This is a genomic window from Nocardiopsis alba (genome assembly GCF_000710955.1).
Lineage (GTDB): Bacteria > Actinomycetota > Actinomycetes > Streptosporangiales > Streptosporangiaceae > Nocardiopsis > Nocardiopsis alba.
The window spans coordinates 45,489-62,434 of sequence record NZ_BAZE01000013.1 but is presented as its reverse complement, the minus strand read 5'-3'; the positions used below and the strand labels follow the sequence as shown (position 1 = coordinate 62,434).

15 protein-coding genes are annotated in these 16,946 nt (G+C 69.8%); 3 read left to right on the top strand and 12 right to left on the bottom strand.

The window, feature by feature from the left end:
* Window positions 1–54: 54 nt before the first annotated feature.
* The 4 genes from TR33_RS21500 to TR33_RS21485 all read right to left on the bottom strand — a co-directional run bounded on the left by TR33_RS21500 (window position 55) and on the right by TR33_RS21485 (window position 5,586).
* Window positions 55–1,389 carry a M16 family metallopeptidase gene (locus TR33_RS21500; protein WP_026124844.1) on the bottom strand — a complete coding sequence of 445 codons (1,335 nt, stop codon included), beginning with the start codon at window positions 1,387–1,389 and terminating at the stop codon, window positions 55–57.
* A 108-nt stretch (window positions 1,390–1,497) separates the two neighbouring features.
* Window positions 1,498–3,804, bottom strand: coding sequence for a polyribonucleotide nucleotidyltransferase (locus TR33_RS21495; protein WP_017533639.1), 2,307 nt, complete (start codon window positions 3,802–3,804; stop codon window positions 1,498–1,500).
* A gap of 293 nt (window positions 3,805–4,097) precedes the next feature.
* Window positions 4,098–4,367 (bottom strand): 30S ribosomal protein S15, encoded by a 270-nt coding sequence (gene rpsO, locus TR33_RS21490; protein WP_014913440.1) that lies wholly within the window; start codon window positions 4,365–4,367, stop codon window positions 4,098–4,100.
* Window positions 4,368–4,623: 256 nt separating this feature from the next.
* On the bottom strand, window positions 4,624–5,586 hold the full coding sequence (locus TR33_RS21485) for a bifunctional riboflavin kinase/FAD synthetase (protein ID WP_042285047.1): 963 nt from the start codon (window positions 5,584–5,586) through the stop codon (window positions 4,624–4,626).
* A gap of 167 nt (window positions 5,587–5,753) precedes the next feature.
* On the opposite strand from TR33_RS21485, the gene TR33_RS21480 reads away from it, so the two are divergent.
* Window positions 5,754–6,647 (top strand): alpha/beta fold hydrolase, encoded by an 894-nt coding sequence (locus TR33_RS21480; protein WP_193789592.1) that lies wholly within the window; start codon window positions 5,754–5,756, stop codon window positions 6,645–6,647.
* 23 nt (window positions 6,648–6,670) lie between these two features.
* Here the strand turns inward: TR33_RS21480 and truB are convergent, their stop codons facing one another.
* The 7 genes from truB to rimP form a co-directional block, all read right to left on the bottom strand.
* On the bottom strand, window positions 6,671–7,558 hold the full coding sequence (gene truB, locus TR33_RS21475; protein WP_042285042.1) for a tRNA pseudouridine(55) synthase TruB: 888 nt from the start codon (window positions 7,556–7,558) through the stop codon (window positions 6,671–6,673).
* An 80-nt stretch (window positions 7,559–7,638) separates the two neighbouring features.
* On the bottom strand, window positions 7,639–8,082 hold the full coding sequence (gene rbfA / locus TR33_RS21470) for a 30S ribosome-binding factor RbfA (protein WP_014908642.1): 444 nt from the start codon (window positions 8,080–8,082) through the stop codon (window positions 7,639–7,641).
* Between the two features lie 2 nt (window positions 8,083–8,084).
* Entirely contained in the window at window positions 8,085–8,381 is a 297-nt protein-coding gene (locus TR33_RS21465) for a DUF503 domain-containing protein (RefSeq protein WP_014912439.1), read from the bottom strand.
* A gap of 88 nt (window positions 8,382–8,469) precedes the next feature.
* The gene (gene infB / locus TR33_RS21460; RefSeq protein WP_042285040.1) at window positions 8,470–11,502 is read right to left on the bottom strand and encodes a translation initiation factor IF-2; all 3,033 of its coding nucleotides are present in this window, start codon (window positions 11,500–11,502) and stop codon (window positions 8,470–8,472) included.
* A 178-nt stretch (window positions 11,503–11,680) separates the two neighbouring features.
* Entirely contained in the window at window positions 11,681–12,028 is a 348-nt protein-coding gene (locus tag TR33_RS26185) for a YlxR family protein (protein ID WP_081536461.1), read from the bottom strand.
* A 28-nt stretch (window positions 12,029–12,056) separates the two neighbouring features.
* The gene (gene nusA / locus TR33_RS21455; RefSeq protein WP_042285038.1) at window positions 12,057–13,079 is read right to left on the bottom strand and encodes a transcription termination factor NusA; all 1,023 of its coding nucleotides are present in this window, start codon (window positions 13,077–13,079) and stop codon (window positions 12,057–12,059) included.
* 24 nt (window positions 13,080–13,103) lie between these two features.
* Window positions 13,104–13,586: a ribosome maturation factor RimP gene (gene rimP / locus TR33_RS21450; RefSeq protein ID WP_014912698.1), complete on the bottom strand. Its 483-nt coding sequence runs from the start codon at window positions 13,584–13,586 to the stop codon at window positions 13,104–13,106.
* A gap of 368 nt (window positions 13,587–13,954) precedes the next feature.
* Between rimP and TR33_RS21445 the strand changes: the two genes are divergently transcribed.
* Window positions 13,955–14,461: a hypothetical protein gene (locus tag TR33_RS21445; RefSeq protein ID WP_017533634.1), complete on the top strand. Its 507-nt coding sequence runs from the start codon at window positions 13,955–13,957 to the stop codon at window positions 14,459–14,461.
* A gap of 36 nt (window positions 14,462–14,497) precedes the next feature.
* Complete coding sequence (locus TR33_RS21440; RefSeq protein ID WP_042285034.1) at window positions 14,498–14,968, top strand: ferritin-like domain-containing protein; 471 nt, start codon at window positions 14,498–14,500, stop codon at window positions 14,966–14,968.
* 79 nt (window positions 14,969–15,047) lie between these two features.
* Here the strand turns inward: TR33_RS21440 and TR33_RS21435 are convergent, their stop codons facing one another.
* Window positions 15,048–16,781 (bottom strand): proline--tRNA ligase, encoded by a 1,734-nt coding sequence (locus TR33_RS21435; protein ID WP_042285205.1) that lies wholly within the window; start codon window positions 16,779–16,781, stop codon window positions 15,048–15,050.
* Window positions 16,782–16,946 lie beyond the last annotated feature (165 nt).

Sequence of the window (16,946 nt, the reverse complement as noted above, 5' to 3'; positions counted from 1 at the left end):
TGAGGGGCCGTGTGTTCGCGAGAACACACGGCCCCTTCGTCGTTCCTCGAACGGTCAGAAGACCCGGTCGGCCTCGTAAGGGCCGATCACGGCCAGCGCGCGCGGCCGGGTGAGGATGTCGGCGGCGACCTCGGAGACGTCGTTCAGGGTGACGGCGTCGAAGCGGGCCAGGTCCTCGTCGATCGAGAAGTGACGCGGCTGCACCAGCTCGTGCGAGAGCAGGCGCCCCATCCTCGCGTTGGTGCCCTCGCTGCCCATGACCATGGCCCCCTGGATCTGGCCCTTGGCCCGGACGAGCTCCTCCTCGGTGATACCGGAGGCCGCGACCTTGGCGAGCTCCTCACGGCACACGCCGATGACCTCGTCGGCCTTCTCCGGAAGGCAGCCCGCGTAGATCTGGAAGGTGCCCGTGTCCGCGTAGGCGGTGTGGTAGGCGTGCACGGCGTAGGCCAGCCCGCGCTTCTCCCGGACCTCCTGGAACAGGCGGGAGGACATGCCCCCGCCCAGAGCGGCGCCCAGAAGACGCAGCGCGTGCCAGCGCGGGTCGGTGCGGACGATGCCCTCCGACCCCAGGATGATGTGCGCCTGTTCGGTCTCACGGGGCTGCACGATGGTCCCGTCGAAGGTGCGCACGGGCTCGCCCGGGCCGCGAGGACCGGAGGGACGGGCGTCCCCGGCCGCCGCCGACTGCTCGGCGAAGATCGCGGCCACCCGGTCCACGACCTCGGCGTGATCGAGACTGCCCGCGGCCGTCACGATGAGCTCGGAGGGGACGTAGGCGTCACGGTACTGCTCGGCGATCCGCTCGCGCGGCAGGGCCTTGATCGTGTCGGTGGTGCCCAGGATGGGTCGGCCCAGCGGGGTGTCCCCGAAGAAGTGCTCGGCGAAGACGTCGTCCACCAGGTCGGCGGGCTCGTCCTCGTACATGGCGATCTCCTCCAGGATCACGCCGCGCTCGGTCTCCACCTCCCCCTCGTCCAGGACCGAGTGGGCGACCATGTCGCCGACCACGTCCACGGCCAGCGGCAGATCACGGTCGAGCACCTTCGCGTAGTAGCAGGTGTGCTCCTTGGTGGTGTAGGCGTTGTGGTCGGCGCCCACCCCGTCCAGCAGCGCGGAGATCTCCAACGCCGAACGGGTCCGGGTCCCCTTGAAGAGCAGGTGCTCCAGGAAGTGAGCGGAGCCCGCGTGCGCGGAGTCCTCGTCACGGGAGCCGGTGGTCGCGGAGATCCCGAAGGCGGCCGAACGCACGCCGGGGATGTTCTCGGTGACCACGCGCAGGCCGCCGGGAAGCACCGTCCGACGTACCAGACCGGAACCGCCGTCGGGCTCCAGCAGCGTCACGGTGGTGCCCGGCTCCTGCTCGGCGGCGGTGGGGACAGAACTCATGAATCCTTCTTCTTCGCGTCGGAACATCCAGCAGAGCATATGCGGCGTACGCCGACGGGGCGGCCGCATCGTCGAAGACGCGACCGCCCCGTACAGGGTCAGTCAGGATCAGGTGTTCTCGGAACGCCCGCCCGAGCTGCGACGACGACGGCGACGCGGGGCGCCCTCGCCCTTGGCGTCGTCGCCCTTGTCCTCGCCCTTGGCGGCGGACTCGGAGGACTCCCCGCCCTCGTTCTTGGCGGCCTCGGCCTCGACGACCTCGACCGGGACCAGGGAGAGCTTGCCCCGGTCGTCGATCTCGCGGATCTCGACCTGGATCTTCTCGCCGATGCTGATCACGTCGTCGAGGTTCTCGATCCGCTGACCGCCGTGCAGCTTACGGATCTGCGAGATGTGCAGCAGACCGTCCTTGCCGGGCAGCAGCGAGACGAACGCGCCGAAGGTGGTCGTCTTGACGACGGTACCCAGGTAGCGGTCGCCGACCTCGGGCATGGTCGGGTTGGCGATCTGGTTGATCGTGTCCCGGGCCGCCTCGGCGGAGGGGCCGTCGGTGGCACCGATGTAGATGGTGCCGTCGTCCTCGATCGTGATGTCCGCGCCGGTGTCGTCCTGGATCGAGTTGATCATCTTGCCCTTGGGGCCGATGACCTCGCCGATCTTCTCCACCGGGACCTTGACGGTCAGGATGCGCGGAGCGTTCGGGCTCATCTCGGCCGGACGCTCGATGGCCTCCTGCATGACGTCCAGGATGGCCAGACGGGCGCCGCGGGCCTGCTGGAGCGCCAGGGCCAGCTGCTCGGCGGGGATGCCGTCGAGCTTGGTGTCGAGCTGGAGGGCCGTGATCAGGTCACGGGTACCGGCGACCTTGAAGTCCATGTCGCCGAAGGCGTCCTCGGCACCGAGGATGTCGGTCAGCGTGACGAACTCGTCGCCCTCGCTGATCAGACCCATGGCGATACCGGAGACCATCTCCTTGAGGGGCACACCGGCCGCCATCAGGGACATGGTGGAGGCGCAGACCGAACCCATCGAGGTGGAGCCGTTGGAGCCGAGGGCCTCGGAGACCTGACGGATCGCGTACGGGAACTCCTCGCGGGAGGGCAGCACCGGCAGCAGGGCCCGCTCGGCCAGGGCGCCGTGCCCGATCTCGCGCCGCTTGGGCGAGCCCACCCGACCGGTCTCACCGGTGGAGTAGGGCGGGAAGTTGTAGTTGTGCATGTAGCGCTTGGTCTTCTCAGGGTTGAGAGTGTCGACCGTCTGCTCCATGCGCAGCATGTTCAGCGTGGTGACGCCCATGATCTGGGTCTCACCACGCTCGAAGAGAGCCGAGCCGTGCACGCGGGGCAGGATGCCCACCTCGGCACTGAGCTGGCGGATGTCCTTGGGGCCACGACCGTCGATGCGGACCTGGTCGCGCAGCACGCGCTCGCGCATGAGCTGCTTGCTCAGGCTGCGGAAGGCGGCGCCGACCTCCTTCTCGCGACCCTCGAAGTCCGCGGCCAGACGCTCGCCGGCCTCGGCCTTGATCTTGTCGAGCTCGGCCTCGCGGTCCTGCTTGTCCGCGATGGTGAGCGCCTTGGCCAGGTCCTCGCGGACCGCGCCCTCGACGGCGGCGTAGGCGTCGTCCTCGTAGTCGAGGAAGATCGGGAACTCGCCCTCTTCACGACCGGTCTGCTCGGCGACGGCCTGCTGGGCCTTGCAGAGCACCTTGATGAAGGGCTTGGCGGCCTCCAGGCCCTCGGCCACGGTCTGCTCGTTGGGGCCGACGGCGCCCTCGGCGACCAGCTTCAGCGTGCGCGTGGTGGACTCGGCCTCGACCATCATGATCGCGACGTCGCCGTCCTCCAGGACGCGGCCGGCCACGACCATGTCGAAGGTGGCGTTCTCCAGCTCGGCGTGGGTGGGGAAGCCGACCCACTGGCCGTCGATCAGAGCGACGCGCACGCCGCCGATCGGACCGGAGAAGGGCAGCCCGGCGATCTGGGTGGACATCGAGGCCGCGTTGATGGCGACGACGTCGTACAGGTGCTCGGGGTGCAGGGCCAGGACCGTCTCGACGATCTGGATCTCGTTGCGCAGGCCCTTCTTGAAGGACGGACGCAGCGGCCGGTCGATGAGACGGCAGGTGAGGATGGCGTCCTCGGAAGGACGGCCCTCACGACGGAAGAACGAGCCGGGGATACGGCCGGCGGCGTACATCCGCTCCTCGACGTCCACCGTCAGCGGGAAGAAGTCGAGGTTGTCCTTGGGACGCTTCGAGGCGGTGGTGGCCGACAGGACGACGGTCTCGTCGTCCAGGTAGACCGTGGCCGAACCGGCGGCCTGACGGGCCAGACGGCCGGTCTCGAAGCGGATGGTGCGGGTGCCGAACCCACCGTTGTCGATGACGGCTTCGGCAGAGAAAACGCCCTCCATGGGCGACCTCCTGTTACACATCGGGTCACGTCGCGTCCGATGTTCCGGCATGCGCGACGTCTTCTGTCTTCCCGCGTCGTGCCCCGGAGGTGATGACGGCCGGTCATCGATCGAAGCCCACGGAACCTCCCCCGAAAGGGCGGTGTCCGGAGACCACTACCGAGGACCGACCCCTGTTGACCGGGGGAACGGCACGGGTGCGGTTCGTCGGGTGGAGCCCGTGGCGGGCACCACTCCGATCACACCTTACTAACAAAGAGGGAGCGGCCGAAGCCACTCCCTCCGGTTTCACCTTAGCGGCGCAGACCCAGGCGCTCGATCAGCGAGCGGTAGCGGGTGATGTCCTGCTTGGCGATGTACTTGAGGAGACGGCGGCGACGGCCGACCATCAGGAGCAGGCCACGACGGCTGTGGTGGTCGTGCTTGTGGTCCTTGAGGTGCTCGGTGAGCTCGGTGATGCGGTGCGTGAGCAGCGCGACCTGGACCTCGGGGGAGCCGGTGTCGCCTTCCTTCGTGGCGTACTCGGCGATGATCTTTTCCTTGGTGGCGGTGTCGATCGACACGACGCTCCTTCTTCCGGAATCGGTACGCAGGGCGAGCCCCGGTACATGAGGACAGGGGTTCAGACGCGGTGACCGCGCGTACGAACAGTCACCGTCGTGTGCGGTGCGCGCGGCCCGCCGCCGATGGCGTGGGTGCGCCGCGCTCCCGTCGACCCCGCCCGAACGGGCGTGACCGAACGTGGACACACGTGAACGTGACCCACCCTACCCCAGGTGACGAGGTGGAACGCCCGCGCTTTCGGTGATACCGCACTCCTCAGACGGTGTCGCCGGTCTCCGGGGCGAGCACGTCGCGGCAACGGTCGACGTCGCGGCGCATCGCGACGATGAGATCGTCCAGATCCTCGAACCGCTCCTGACCGCGGATACGCGCGACGAAGTCCACCGTCATGTCCACCCCGTACAGTTCGAGGTCGTCGCGGTCCAACGCGTACGCCTCGACGGTGCGTTCGGTGCCGTCGAAGGTCGGGTTGGTGCCGACCGAGATCGCCGCGGGCCAGCGCGACTCGTGCCCGGGCCCGGCCTCCCGACGTCCGAGCCACCCGGCGTAGACCCCGTCTCCGGGAACGGCGGTGTCCGGGTCCAGGTCCAGGTTGGCGGTGGGGAATCCGAGGAGTTCCCGGCCCCGGGCCGCCCCGTGGACGATCTCCCCGCCCACCTGATGTGGCCGCCCCAGAAGCTCGGCGGCCGTGCTCACGTCGCCCCGCTCCAGCAGGGCGCGGATCCGGGTGGAGGTGATGGTCTCCCCTTCCGCGACGAGGCGGACCCCGTCCACCACGAAGTCGAACCGCTCGCCCAGCTCGGCGAGGACGGCGACATCGCCCGCCGCGCGGTGACCGAAGCGGAAGTCCTCCCCCACCACCACGGCGGCCGCGCCCAGGCGGTCGATCAGCACCCGCTGGACGAAGTCCTCGGGGCTCAGCGAGGAGAGCTCCTTGGTGAAGGGCAGGACGCACACGGCGTCGGCCCCGAGGTCGTCCAGGAGCCCGACCCGTCGATCGATCGAGGTCAGCGCCGGCGGGGTGTGCCCGCGCAGGACCCGCTCCGGGTGGGGGTCGAAGGTGACCACGACGACCGGGAGTCCCAGACGGCGTCCGTGCTCGACGGCGGTGGCCAGGAGGGCCCGATGGCCTCGGTGCACACCGTCGAAGACACCGATGGCCACCACGGAGCGTCCCTGATCGGTGGGAATGTCCCCCAGCCCGTCCCATCTCCGCACGTTCGGTTCCCCTTGTCCGTCATGGTGAAGTCGTTCCGAGTCCAGCGTGCCACGTCGCGGAGGCGACTTCCGACAGCCGACCGGTGCCGCCCACCACGCAGGACGTCCGTTCCGCCCTCGGCAAAGGGGACTTGGCCCAGGGCGGACACTCGGTTTACCGTTCCGGGATGGCGATGATCAGCACCGATAAGACTCGTCTGTCCTATGACGAGGCCGGCGACGGTCCAGCGGTCGTGTTCGCGCACGCGGGGATCGCCGATCGGCGTATGTGGGACCACCAGTTCACGAACCTGTCGAGGACCCACCGGGTGATCCGCTACGACCAGCGGGGATACGGGGGTTCGGCCGACCACGAGGGCCCGGTCCCCCACCATGAGGACCTGTTGGACCTGATGGACGCCCTGGAGATCGGGTCGGCGACCCTGGTGGGGGCGTCGTTCGGGGGCGCCTACGCGGTCGACGCCGCCTTGGCCGCCCCGGAGCGGGTGGAGGCGCTGGCACTGGTCTGCCCGGGGATGTCCGGTCACAGATGGACCGGCGAGTTCCTGCGGGAATCGCGCGAGGCGATCCTGGCCGCCGTGCCCCCGGACCGGTTGGCGACCTATCGCGCGGGCGACGCCGTGGTACTGCCGGAGGACGTCGCAGCGATGGCCGAGGCCCAGGCCCGGTTCATGGTGCTGGGGCCGGACCGCTCCCCCGAGGACCTACCGCTGGAGGCCTGGGACCTGTCCCTGTTGATGCTGCGGGAACTCTTCGCCCGCCGCTGGTCGAGCCCGGCCAACGAACCGGCCTGGCCCGAACGTCCGGCCGTGGACCGGCTGGGCGAGATCACCGTACCGACCCTGGTCGTGAAGGGTCTGTCCGAGGTCGCCGCCGTCCAAGAGGTCGCCGACCTCTACATGGAGGGGATCCCGGGCGCCCGTTCGCTGACGATGCCCGACACCGGACACCTGCCCTCGGTCGAGCGTCCGGGCGAGCTCACCGCCGCCCTCGCCGAGTTCCTGGACGAGGAGGTCTCCCCCTCCTCGACCACCCTCGGAAGGGACACGTCCCGACGGTAGGCCGGGAGGACGGCGGAACGGTGTCAGGCGGGGTCGAAGACGACCACCGGCTTCATGTGGCCGGGCCGGTTCTCGCCCAGGGCCACCACCGTGCCGTCGGGGGCGAAGAGTCCGATCGGCCCCTCCCCCAGAGAGCTCTCACCGATGCGGTTGCCGTGACGGATGGCGCGGGTCTCGGCCTCGTCCATGGTGCGCACCGGGAACGCCGCGGCCACCGCCTGGGCCAGCGGCACCTGCGTGAACTCCTTGGCGAGCTGGTCCAGGGTCCGGGCCTGGGACAGGTCGTAGGGCCCCACCCGGGTACGGCGCAGGGCGGTCAGGTGACCGCCCACTCCCAGGTCGGCGCCCATGTCCCGGGCGAGCGAACGGATGTAGGTCCCACTGGAACAGGTGATCACCGCGTCCACGTCCACGAGGACACCGTCGGCGTCGCTCTCACGACGGATGTCGGTGACCTCGAACCGTTCGATCGTGACCGTACGGGCCTTGAGCTCGACCTCCCGACCGGCGCGGGCCGCCTTGTAGGCGCGCTCACCGTTCACCTTGATCGCGCTGACCTGCGGCGGGATCTGCTGGATGGGACCGGTCAGCTTCGCCACCGCCGCGTGTACGTCCTCATCGGACACGGCGGAGGCGTCGACCCTGGCCCCGGGCTCGCCCTCGGCGTCGTCGGTGTTGGTCACCAGGCCGAGTCGGATCGTGGCCTCGTAGGTCTTCTCCGTCAGGGTCAGGTGACCGAGCAGTTTGGTGCCCTTCTCGATCCCCAGGACCAGCACACCGGTGGCCATCGGGTCCAGGGTCCCCGCGTGCCCCACGCGGCGGGTACGCGCCAGGCCTCTGGTCTTGGCGACCACGTCGTGCGAGGTCCAGTCGGCGGGCTTGTCGACGACCACGACGCCACTGTCGGCCATGGCACTCCTCAGTGCAGAAGGGAGAAAGGGAAGGGTGAGGACGGCGGCACCACTCGTACCGCCGTCCTCGGGGGACGGATCTACTCGTCCTCGGCCTCGTCGTCCTCACGCGGGGCCTTGTAGGGGTCGGCCTCGCCCGCGTGCTCGGCGCCGGTGGCCTTCTTGGCCACCTCCTCGTCGGACCTGCGCGCCTCGACCAGCAGCTTCTCGATGTGCTGGGCGTTCTCCTGGACCTCGTCGATGACGAAGGTCAGGCTCGGGGTGTGCCGAATGCCGGTCTGGCGACCGACCTCACTACGGATCAGGCCCTTGGCGCTCTCCAGAGCGGCGGAGCTCGCCGCCTTCTCCTCGGCGCTGCCGAACACCGTGTAGTACACCGTCGCGTCACGCAGGTCGGCGGTGATACGGGCGTCGGTCACGGTGACGAATCCCAGGCGCGGGTCCTTGATCCGCCGGTCCAGCATCTCGGCGACGATCCGCTGGATCCTGTCGGCGATCTTCCGCGCGCGTGCGGCGTCAACCATCGTCAGTCTTCCTCTTCGTTGAAGAGCCGCTGCCTGGCGGACAGCAGCTCCAGTTCGGGACGGCCCGCGACGAAACGCTCGCAGGTGTCCATCTGGTCCCTGGCGTGGGCGGCCGTGGGCGCGACCACCGCGACACCGATCTTCGCCCGACGGTAGAGGTCGTGTTCGCCCACCTCCGAGACCGACACCGAGAACTTTCGGCGCAGATCGGAGACGACCGGTCGGACCACCGAGCGTTTCTGCTTGAGCGACTGGACGTCTCCGAGGAGCACGTCCAGGGTCAACGCCCCGACGTACAAGTGATCACCCGTGGTGTTGTTGTGCGGGCCGGCAAAGGCGGGGCCCCGGACACGAACGGTCCGGGGCCCCAGGTGGATGGCTCCACGACTAGTCGCGGGGCTTCTCCTGCATCTCGTAGGTCTCGATGACGTCCTCGACCCGAAGATCGTTGTAGCCGACACCGATACCGCACTCGAAGCCCTCGCGGACCTCGGTGGCGTCGTCCTTGAAGCGACGCAGCGACTCGACGTTGAGGTTGTCGGAGATGACGACCCCGTCGCGGATGAGCCGCGCCTTGCTGTTACGGCGGATGAGGCCGTTGCGGACGATGGAACCGGCGATGTTGCCGATCTTCGGCACCTTGAAGACCTCGCGGATCTCGGCGCTGCCGAGCTGGACCTCCTCGTAGACCGGCTTGAGGAGACCCTTCACGGCGGCCTCGACCTCGTCGATGGCCTGGTAGATGACCGAGTAGTACCGGATGTCGACACCCATACGGTCCGCCAGCTCGCTGTTCTTGCCCTCGGGCCGAACGTTGAAGCCGACGATGATGGCGTCTGCGGAGGACGCCAGGTTGATGTCGTTCTGGGTGATCGCACCGACACCGCGACCGATGATCCGGATGCCGACCTCGTCGCCACCGGCGTCGATCTTGAGCAGCGACTCCTCGAGCGCCTCGACCGAACCGGACATGTCGCCCTTGATGAGGAGGAGCAGCTCGGAGCGCTCGCCCTCCTTGATGGCGGACTGCCAGTTGTCGAGGGTGACCCGACGGGCCGAACGCGCCTGCTGGGCGAAGCGCTCGCGCGCCTCACGCTGCTGGGCGATCTGCCGCGCCACCCGGTCGTCCTTGACGACCAGGAAGTTGTCACCGGCGCTGGGCACGTTGGTCAGACCCAGGACCTGGACCGGACGGGACGGCTCGGCCGACTGCACGTTCTGACCGTGCTCGTCGAGCATGGCGCGAACGCGACCGTAGGCGTCGCCACAGACGATGGAGTCACCGACGTTGAGCGTGCCTCGCTGGACCAGGACCGTGGCCATGGAACCGCGTCCGCGGTCGAGGTAGGCCTCGATCGCCAGACCCTGGGCGTCCATGTCCGGGTTGGCCTGGAGTTCCAGAGCGGCGTCCGAGGTCAGGACGACCGACTCCAGCAGGGTGTCGATGTTGTCGCCCTTGAGCGCGGAGATGTCCACGAACTGGACGTCGCCGCCGTACTCCTCGGCCACCAGGCCGTACTCGGTGAGCTGCGCGCGGACACGCTGCGGGTCGGCGCCCTCGACGTCGATCTTGTTGACCGCGACGACGATCGGGACCTCGGCCGCCTTGGCGTGGTCGATGGCCTCGGCCGTCTGCGGCTTGACGCCGTCGTCGGCCGCCACGACCAGCACCGCGATGTCGGTGACCTTCGCACCACGGGCACGCATGGCGGTGAACGCCTCGTGACCCGGGGTGTCGATGAAGGTGAGCTTGCGCTCCTCGCCGTCCACCTCGGTGGAGACCTGGTAGGCACCGATGTGCTGGGTGATACCGCCGGCCTCGCCGCTGACGACGTTGGTCTTGCGGATGGTGTCCAGCAGTCGGGTCTTACCGTGGTCGACGTGACCCATGACGGTGACCACCGGCGGGCGCGGACGCAGCTCGGCGGTGCCGCCCTCGTCCTCGCCGAACTCGATGGAGAAGGACTCCAGGAGCTCGCGGTCCTCGTCCTCGGGGCTGACGACCTCGACCTGGTAGCTGAGTTCCTCACCGAGGAGCTGAAGCGTCTCGTCGGGCAGCGACTGGGTCGCGGTGACCATCTCGCCCAGGTGCATCATGACCTGGACCAGCGACGCCGGGTTGACGTCGATCTTGTCGCCGAAGTCCGACAGGGAGGCGCCACGGGACAGACGGATGGTCTGGCCGTTGCCGCTCGGGATCTTCACGCCGCCGAAGGACGGTGCCTGAAGATCGTTGAACTCTTGACGCCGCTGCTTCTTGGACTTGCGGGCACGTCCGGGACGACCGCCCGGACGACCGAACGCGCCGGCCGTGCCGCCACCGCGGCCACGACCGCCGGGACGACCACCGAAACCGCCGGGACGACCGCCGCCGCCACCGCCGGGACGCGGACCGGCACCGGCCGGAGCGCCGCCTCGACCGCGGCCACCGCCGCCACCGGGACGACCGCCACCGCGACCGCCGCCCGCGGGCGGGGTCGGACGGGACGAGGGCATGTTCATCGGGCTGGGACGCGGCCCACCCGGACGGGGACCGCCCGGACGCGGAGCGCCCGCGGCACCACCGGGACGCGGAGCGCCCTGGCCGCCGGGACGCGGAGCGCCACCGGGACGCGGGGCGCGCTGGTCGCCGCCACCCTGCGGGCCGCCGGGACGCGGACCCGGACGGGGAGCGCCCGGACGCGGAGCGCCACCGGGACGCGGAGCGCCACCGGGACGCGGAGCGCGCTGGTCGCCGCCACCCTGCGGGCCGCCGGGACGCGGACCCGGACGGGGACCGCCCGGACGCGGGGCCGCGGGCTTGGATCCCATGCCGGAGGCGTTGGACGCGAACGGGTTGTTACCCGGACGCGGACCCGGGCGGGGACCGCCCGGACGCGGGGCACGACCACCGTCACGGCCGCCACCGGAGCGCTCGCCGCGCTGGGGACGGTCGGGGCGGTCGCCGCCGCGCTGCTGCTGTCCACCGGACGCGCCGGGCTTGGGGCCGGGCTTGGGAGCACCGCTCTTGGGCGCGGGCTTGGGGCCCGGCTTCGGAGCGGCCTCGAACGTCGGGACCGCGGGCTTGTCGACCGGAGCGGCCGGCTTCTCCGCGGGCTTCTCGGCCGGCTCGCTCGGCTTGCCGGCGGTCGGCTTGGGAGCCGGACCCGGCTTCGGGCCGGGCTTGGGGGCCGGACCCGGCTTGGGCGCGGCGGGGCGCGCGGCGGACGGCTTGGGGCCCGGCTTGGGAGCCGGAGCACTCTTCTTGCCGCCGCCGTTGGAGCCCTCGTTGAAAGCTTCCTTCAGGCGTCGAACGACGGGCGCCTCTATCGTGGAGGACGCCGAACGGACGAACTCGCCCATTTCGTTGAGCTTGGCCAGCACGGCCTTGCTCTCTACACCGAACTCCTTAGCGAGTTCGTATACCCGGACCTTCGCCACTACTCTCCTTCAGCTTCGGTCCGGGACATGGGCTTGTGCCGGACCGTCGTTAGCTCGAGTTACTCATCGCTGCGTACTCATCAGGCGCTCATCGCAATCTCGACCTGCTTCCTCATCGCTACACAACAATGGGCCGGTGGATACGTGCCGACACAGCACTGTACGCCGACCTCGATCACTACAACCGTGAGGTCGGCCCGGACATTCCAACCCTATCCGGATCACGGCGCGTTCGATCACTCGGGATGTCATCGAACAGAGCCGCCACGCGTGAGACGTCCCACCCGGTGGGTGTCTCCTCGTTCCGGGCCCGGAAGGCGCGTGACCACACCCTGCGACGTTCGGCGAGTTCGAAGCAACGCCGATCGTGGTGCAGGTAGGCACCGCGCCCCGGACGACGACCCCGGGTGTCGGGCGTGATGGCCGTGCCCTCGGCCACCAGCCGCACGAGGTCGGACTGGACTGCCCGTGACCGACAGCCCACGCACGTTCGCACGGGACGGTCACGACCGTCTTCGGCCACCATATCGTGTCGAGGCATGGGCGCGACCCGTTTAACCGGCCGAAGAGGCGTCGTCGACGTCCGCGGCGCCGGAGGCGTCCTCGTCCTCGGCCGACCGCTCGGGCTCGGCGTCGGAGCGGATGTCGATGCGCCAACCGGTGAGTCGCGCGGCGAGGCGGGCGTTCTGGCCCTCCTTGCCGATCGCCAGCGACTGCTGGTAGTCCGGGACCACGACACGGGCCACACGGGCGGCCATGTCGATGATCTCCACCGAGTTCACCCGCGCCGGGGAGAGCGCGTTCGCGACGAACACGGCGGGGTCCTCGGAGTGGTCGACGATGTCGATCTTCTCTCCGTGGAGCTCGGCCATGACGTTACGGACACGACTTCCCAACGGACCGATGCAGGCGCCCTTGGCGTTGACGCCGCCCCGGTTGGAACGGACCGCCATCTTGGTGCGGTGACCGGCCTCACGGGCGATCGCCGCGATCTCGACGGTGCCGTCGGCGATCTCGGGGACCTCCAGCTCGAAGAGCTTGCGCACCAGGTTGGGGTGGGTACGGGACAGGGTCACCGAGGGACCGCGGTGGCCCTTGCGCACCTGGACCACATAGGCGCGCAGACGCTCGCCGTGGACGTAGTCCTCGGTGGGCACCTGCTCCTGCGGGGGCAGGATCGCCTCGAGCTTGCCGAGGTCGACCAGAACGTTACGGGGATCCTTGCCCTGCTGGATGATCCCGGACACGATGTCGTGCTCGCGCCCGGCGAACTCGCCCAGGGTCAGCTCGTCCTCGGCGTCGCGCAGGCGCTGGAGGATGACCTGCTTGGCGGTGGAGGTCGCGATACGTCCGAAGCCGTTGGGGGTGCCGTCGAACTCTCCGACGACGCCGCCCTCCTCGTCGGTCTCGGCGACCCATACGGTCACGTGGCCGGTGGAACGGTTCAGCTCCACACGTGCCTTCTTGTCGGGGCCCTCCTCGCGGTGGTAGGCGATCAGAAGGGCGTCCTCGATCGCCTTGGCGACCAGTTCGACGGAGATGTCCTTCTCGCGCTCAAGGCCGCGAAGGACGCTCATGTCAATATCCACGGGGCTCCCCCTCTAGTCCGCCGCGTCGGTATCGGCTTCTCGGCGGAATTCCACCTCGACCTTGGCCTTGGCGATCGTGTCGTAGGCCAGGACGCGGGTACGGCCCTTGACGTCGAGGGTCACCCCTTGGTCGTCGGACTCGATGACGCGTCCGGTGAGGTTCCCCCCTTCGACGAGGGAGACCTTCACCAGACGACCGCGTGAGCGTCGCCAGTGACGGGGCAGGGTCAGCGGGCGGTCCACCCCGGGAGAGGTGACCTCCAGGACGTAGGGCAGTTCGCCCATGACGTCGGAGGCGTCCAGGGCCTCGTTGACCTCCTGGCTGACCTCACCGACCGTGTCCAGGTCGACCCCCTTGTCGGAGTCCACGATCACGCGCAGCACACGGCGTTTACCGGCCGGTGTCAGCTCGACGGCCTCCAGGTCCAGTCCGGCCTCGGCCAGGACCGGTTCCAGCAGCTCGACGATGCGCTCGTTGCGCGCCTGCGCTCCCATGCGTGTCAGCCCCTCAAGACGGCGAAATCCCGCCCGCTCGGCCGTGAGCCGTTGAACGGGGCGGTCCAGCTCTGTACATAGATCTGCGACGAATCCGCTCCGCACCCCCGAGAGGGGATGCGAAAGCCCCGCACGTCGTTCGCGACGGCGGGTGTGCTGCAAGGGTATCCACTCCCGGGTGCCTTCCAGGTCGCCGCGCGCGGGCCAGGCGCGTCGATGGACGTGGTCCCCCTTCCGAAGTCGCGTCCCGACAAGGGGTGTCGCCACGGATCGTGTCCCTCCGACGTCGTGGAAAGATGGGATCGACCGCCGTCGACGGCGGGAGCCGTCGGTCCCGTCCGGGACACCGGGCAGGGGGAGGAGACCTCGTGGGCCAGTGGAACGTCAGCCGTCGCACGCTGCTGGGTGCCACGGTGGCCGGTGCGGCCGCGGTCGGCCTGGTCGGCTGCGGCGAGGTCGACTGGTACCCCTACGCGGAGACGCCCGACGTCGCCGTCCTGCGCTCCCTGATCAGGGAGAAGGAACGCATGATCGCGCGGTACGAACGCGCTCTGGCCGACGGCGCGGGCCCCTCTGAGCTCCTGGAGGGGTTCCTGGGTCATCACCTGGCCCATGTGGACGCCCTGCTCGACGCTCTGCCCGAGGACGTCGGCCCCTACGGCGACCCCGAGAAGGGCGACGGAGAGACCTCCGCCCCTCCAGAGGAGGACCCGGGTCCGACCCCGGACCGGGCCGGTCTACGTCTGTTGGAGGCCGCCGCCGCGTCCGCCCGTCTCGACCAGGCCGCCGCCGTCACCGACGCGGCCCTGGCCCAGTTGGTGAGCGGGATCGGCGCCTGTGAGGCCGCGCACGCCCACCTGATGGACCGGATCTGAGCGGTGACATCACCATCGGAAAGGCAAGGTAGTCGGGTGAGCGACAGCCCCAACCCCGAGGAGACCGGTTCCCCGGAACCTCGCGAGGGTTCCGACCCCTCCACCGAGGCCCTGGCCGAGGCCGTGAGCGCCGAGCACGCCGCCGTGTACGGCTGTGAGTTCGTCGGTGGCGCCGCGGGCGACGAGGGACGCCGTGAGCGCGCCTCGGCCTTCGCCCGTCAGCACAAGGCGCTGCGCGACACCCTGCGCGACGCCGCGAGGGAGCGCGGCTGGGAGGCTCCCCCCGCGAAGGCCTCCTATCCGCTGCCCGAAGGACGCGGCGACGAGGAGATGGACGCCTTCGCCGCGGAGCTGGAGCGCAGGACCATGGAGGCCCACCTGTGGCTGTCCTCCTCCCCCGACACCGACCTGCGGATCACCGCGGCCCGCGCCCTCCAGGAGGCCACGGCGCGCTCCCTGGACTGGGGCGCCGAACTGGACGCCCTCCCCGGCTTCGAACGCCTCTAGAGACGCTCCCCGGCCCCGTACACACGCGAAGGGGGCCTTCGCCCCACGGCGAAGACCCCCCGGTCCGTCCCTCGCTCCTCTACTGGGAGCAGGCGGCGACGGTACGCTCCACGATCTCCTCGACCGGGACGTCGGAACGCTCTCCACTGGCCCGGTCGCGCAGCTCGACGAGGCCGTCCTTGAGCCCCCGGCCCACGATGACCGTGGTGGGGATGCCCAGCAGCTCGGCGTCGTTGAACTTCACGCCCGGGGCGGCCTTGCGGTCGTCGACGAGCACGCGCAGCCCGCGCGCCTCCAGCTCGCCGCCGATGCGCAGCGCCTCCTCGACCTCGCCGCCCTTGCCCGTGCCGACCACGTGCACGTCGGCGGGGGAGATCTCACGCGGCCAGACGATGCCCTTGTCGTCGTGGGACTGCTCGACGATCGAGGCCACCGCGCGGGAGACACCGATGCCGTAGGAGCCCATGGTGACGCGCTTGGGCTTGCCGTCGGGGCCCAGGGCGTCGAGCTGGAAGGCGTCGGCGTACTTGCGGCCGAGCTGGAAGATGTGGCCGATCTCGATGCCGCGGGCGGTGTAGAGGGTGCCCTTCCCGTCCGGGGAGGGGTCTCCGTCGCGCACCTCGGCGACGTCGATCGTGCCGTCCGGGGTGAAGTCGCGCCCGGCCACCAGGTCGACGACGTGGTGGTCGGCCTCGTCGGCGCCGGTCACCCAGGCGGTGCCGGTGACCACACGCGGGTCGACCAGGTAGCGGACCTTGTTGTCCTGGAGGGCCTTGGGGCCGATGTAGCCCTTGACCAGGAAGGGGTTCGCGGCGAAGTCGGCCTCGTCCACGATGGCGACCTCGGTCGGCTCCAGGGCCGCCTCCAGACGCTTGAAGTCGACCTCGCGGTCGCCGGGAAGGCCGATCGCCAGCAGCTCCCACTCCTCGGTCCCGGGCGCCCTCGTCTTGACCAGGACGTTCTTGAGGGTGTCGGCCTCGGTGAAGTCGCGGCCCAGGTCGGCCCCGTTGAGGAAGTCCACCAGGGTCTGGATCGTGGCCGTGTTCGGAGTGTGGTGCTTACGGGCCTCGGGCAGCCCCTCCACGGAGCGGGGCTCGGGCGCCGGCACCGTGACGGCCTCGACGTTGGCCGCGTAGTCGGAGCCCGTGCTGCGCACGAAGGTGTCCTCGCCGGTCGGCGCGACGGCCAGGAACTCCTCGGAGGCCGACCCGCCCATGGCGCCGGAGGTCGCCGAGACGATGACGTACTCCAGGCCGAGCCGGTCGAAGATCCGGATGTAGGCGGCGCGGTGCTTGTCGTAGGACTCCTGGAGGCCCTCGTCGTCGATGTCGAACGAGTAGGCGTCCTTCATGTGGAATTCGCGACCGCGCAGGATGCCGGCGCGGGGGCGGGCCTCGTCGCGGAACTTCTCCTGGATCTGGTACAGCACGACCGGGAAGTCCTTGTAGGACGAGTACTCGCCCTTGACGAGCAGGGTGAAGAGCTCCTCGTGCGTGGGACCCAGCAGGTAGTCGGCGCCCTTGCGGTCCTTGAGCCGGAAGAGCGTGTCGCCGTACTCCTCCCAGCGACCGCTGGCCTCGTAGTACTCCTTGGGGAGCAGGGCCGGGAGCAGCACCTCCTGGCCGCCCATGGCGTTCATCTCCTCGCGGACGACGCGGGAGACGTTCTCCAGGACGATCTTGCCCAGGGGAAGCCAGGTGTAGACGCCGGGGGCGGCGCGGCGGACGTACCCGGCGCGCACGAGCAGCTTGTGGCTCGGCACCTCGGCGTCCGCCGGGTCCTCACGCAGGGTGCGCAGGAACAGGTTCGACATCCGCAGTAGCACGGCCACTCCTCGGTGAACGCGTCCGGAAGAGGCCGGACGCGGGATCGGAACATCTGGGGAGACCCAGGCTAGCGCCCTCGACGGGGGTCTCGCGCGCCGGTTTCGGAGCCGGTCCACAGCGCCTAACGTTGGGGGATCTCGAAAAGTGAGGCG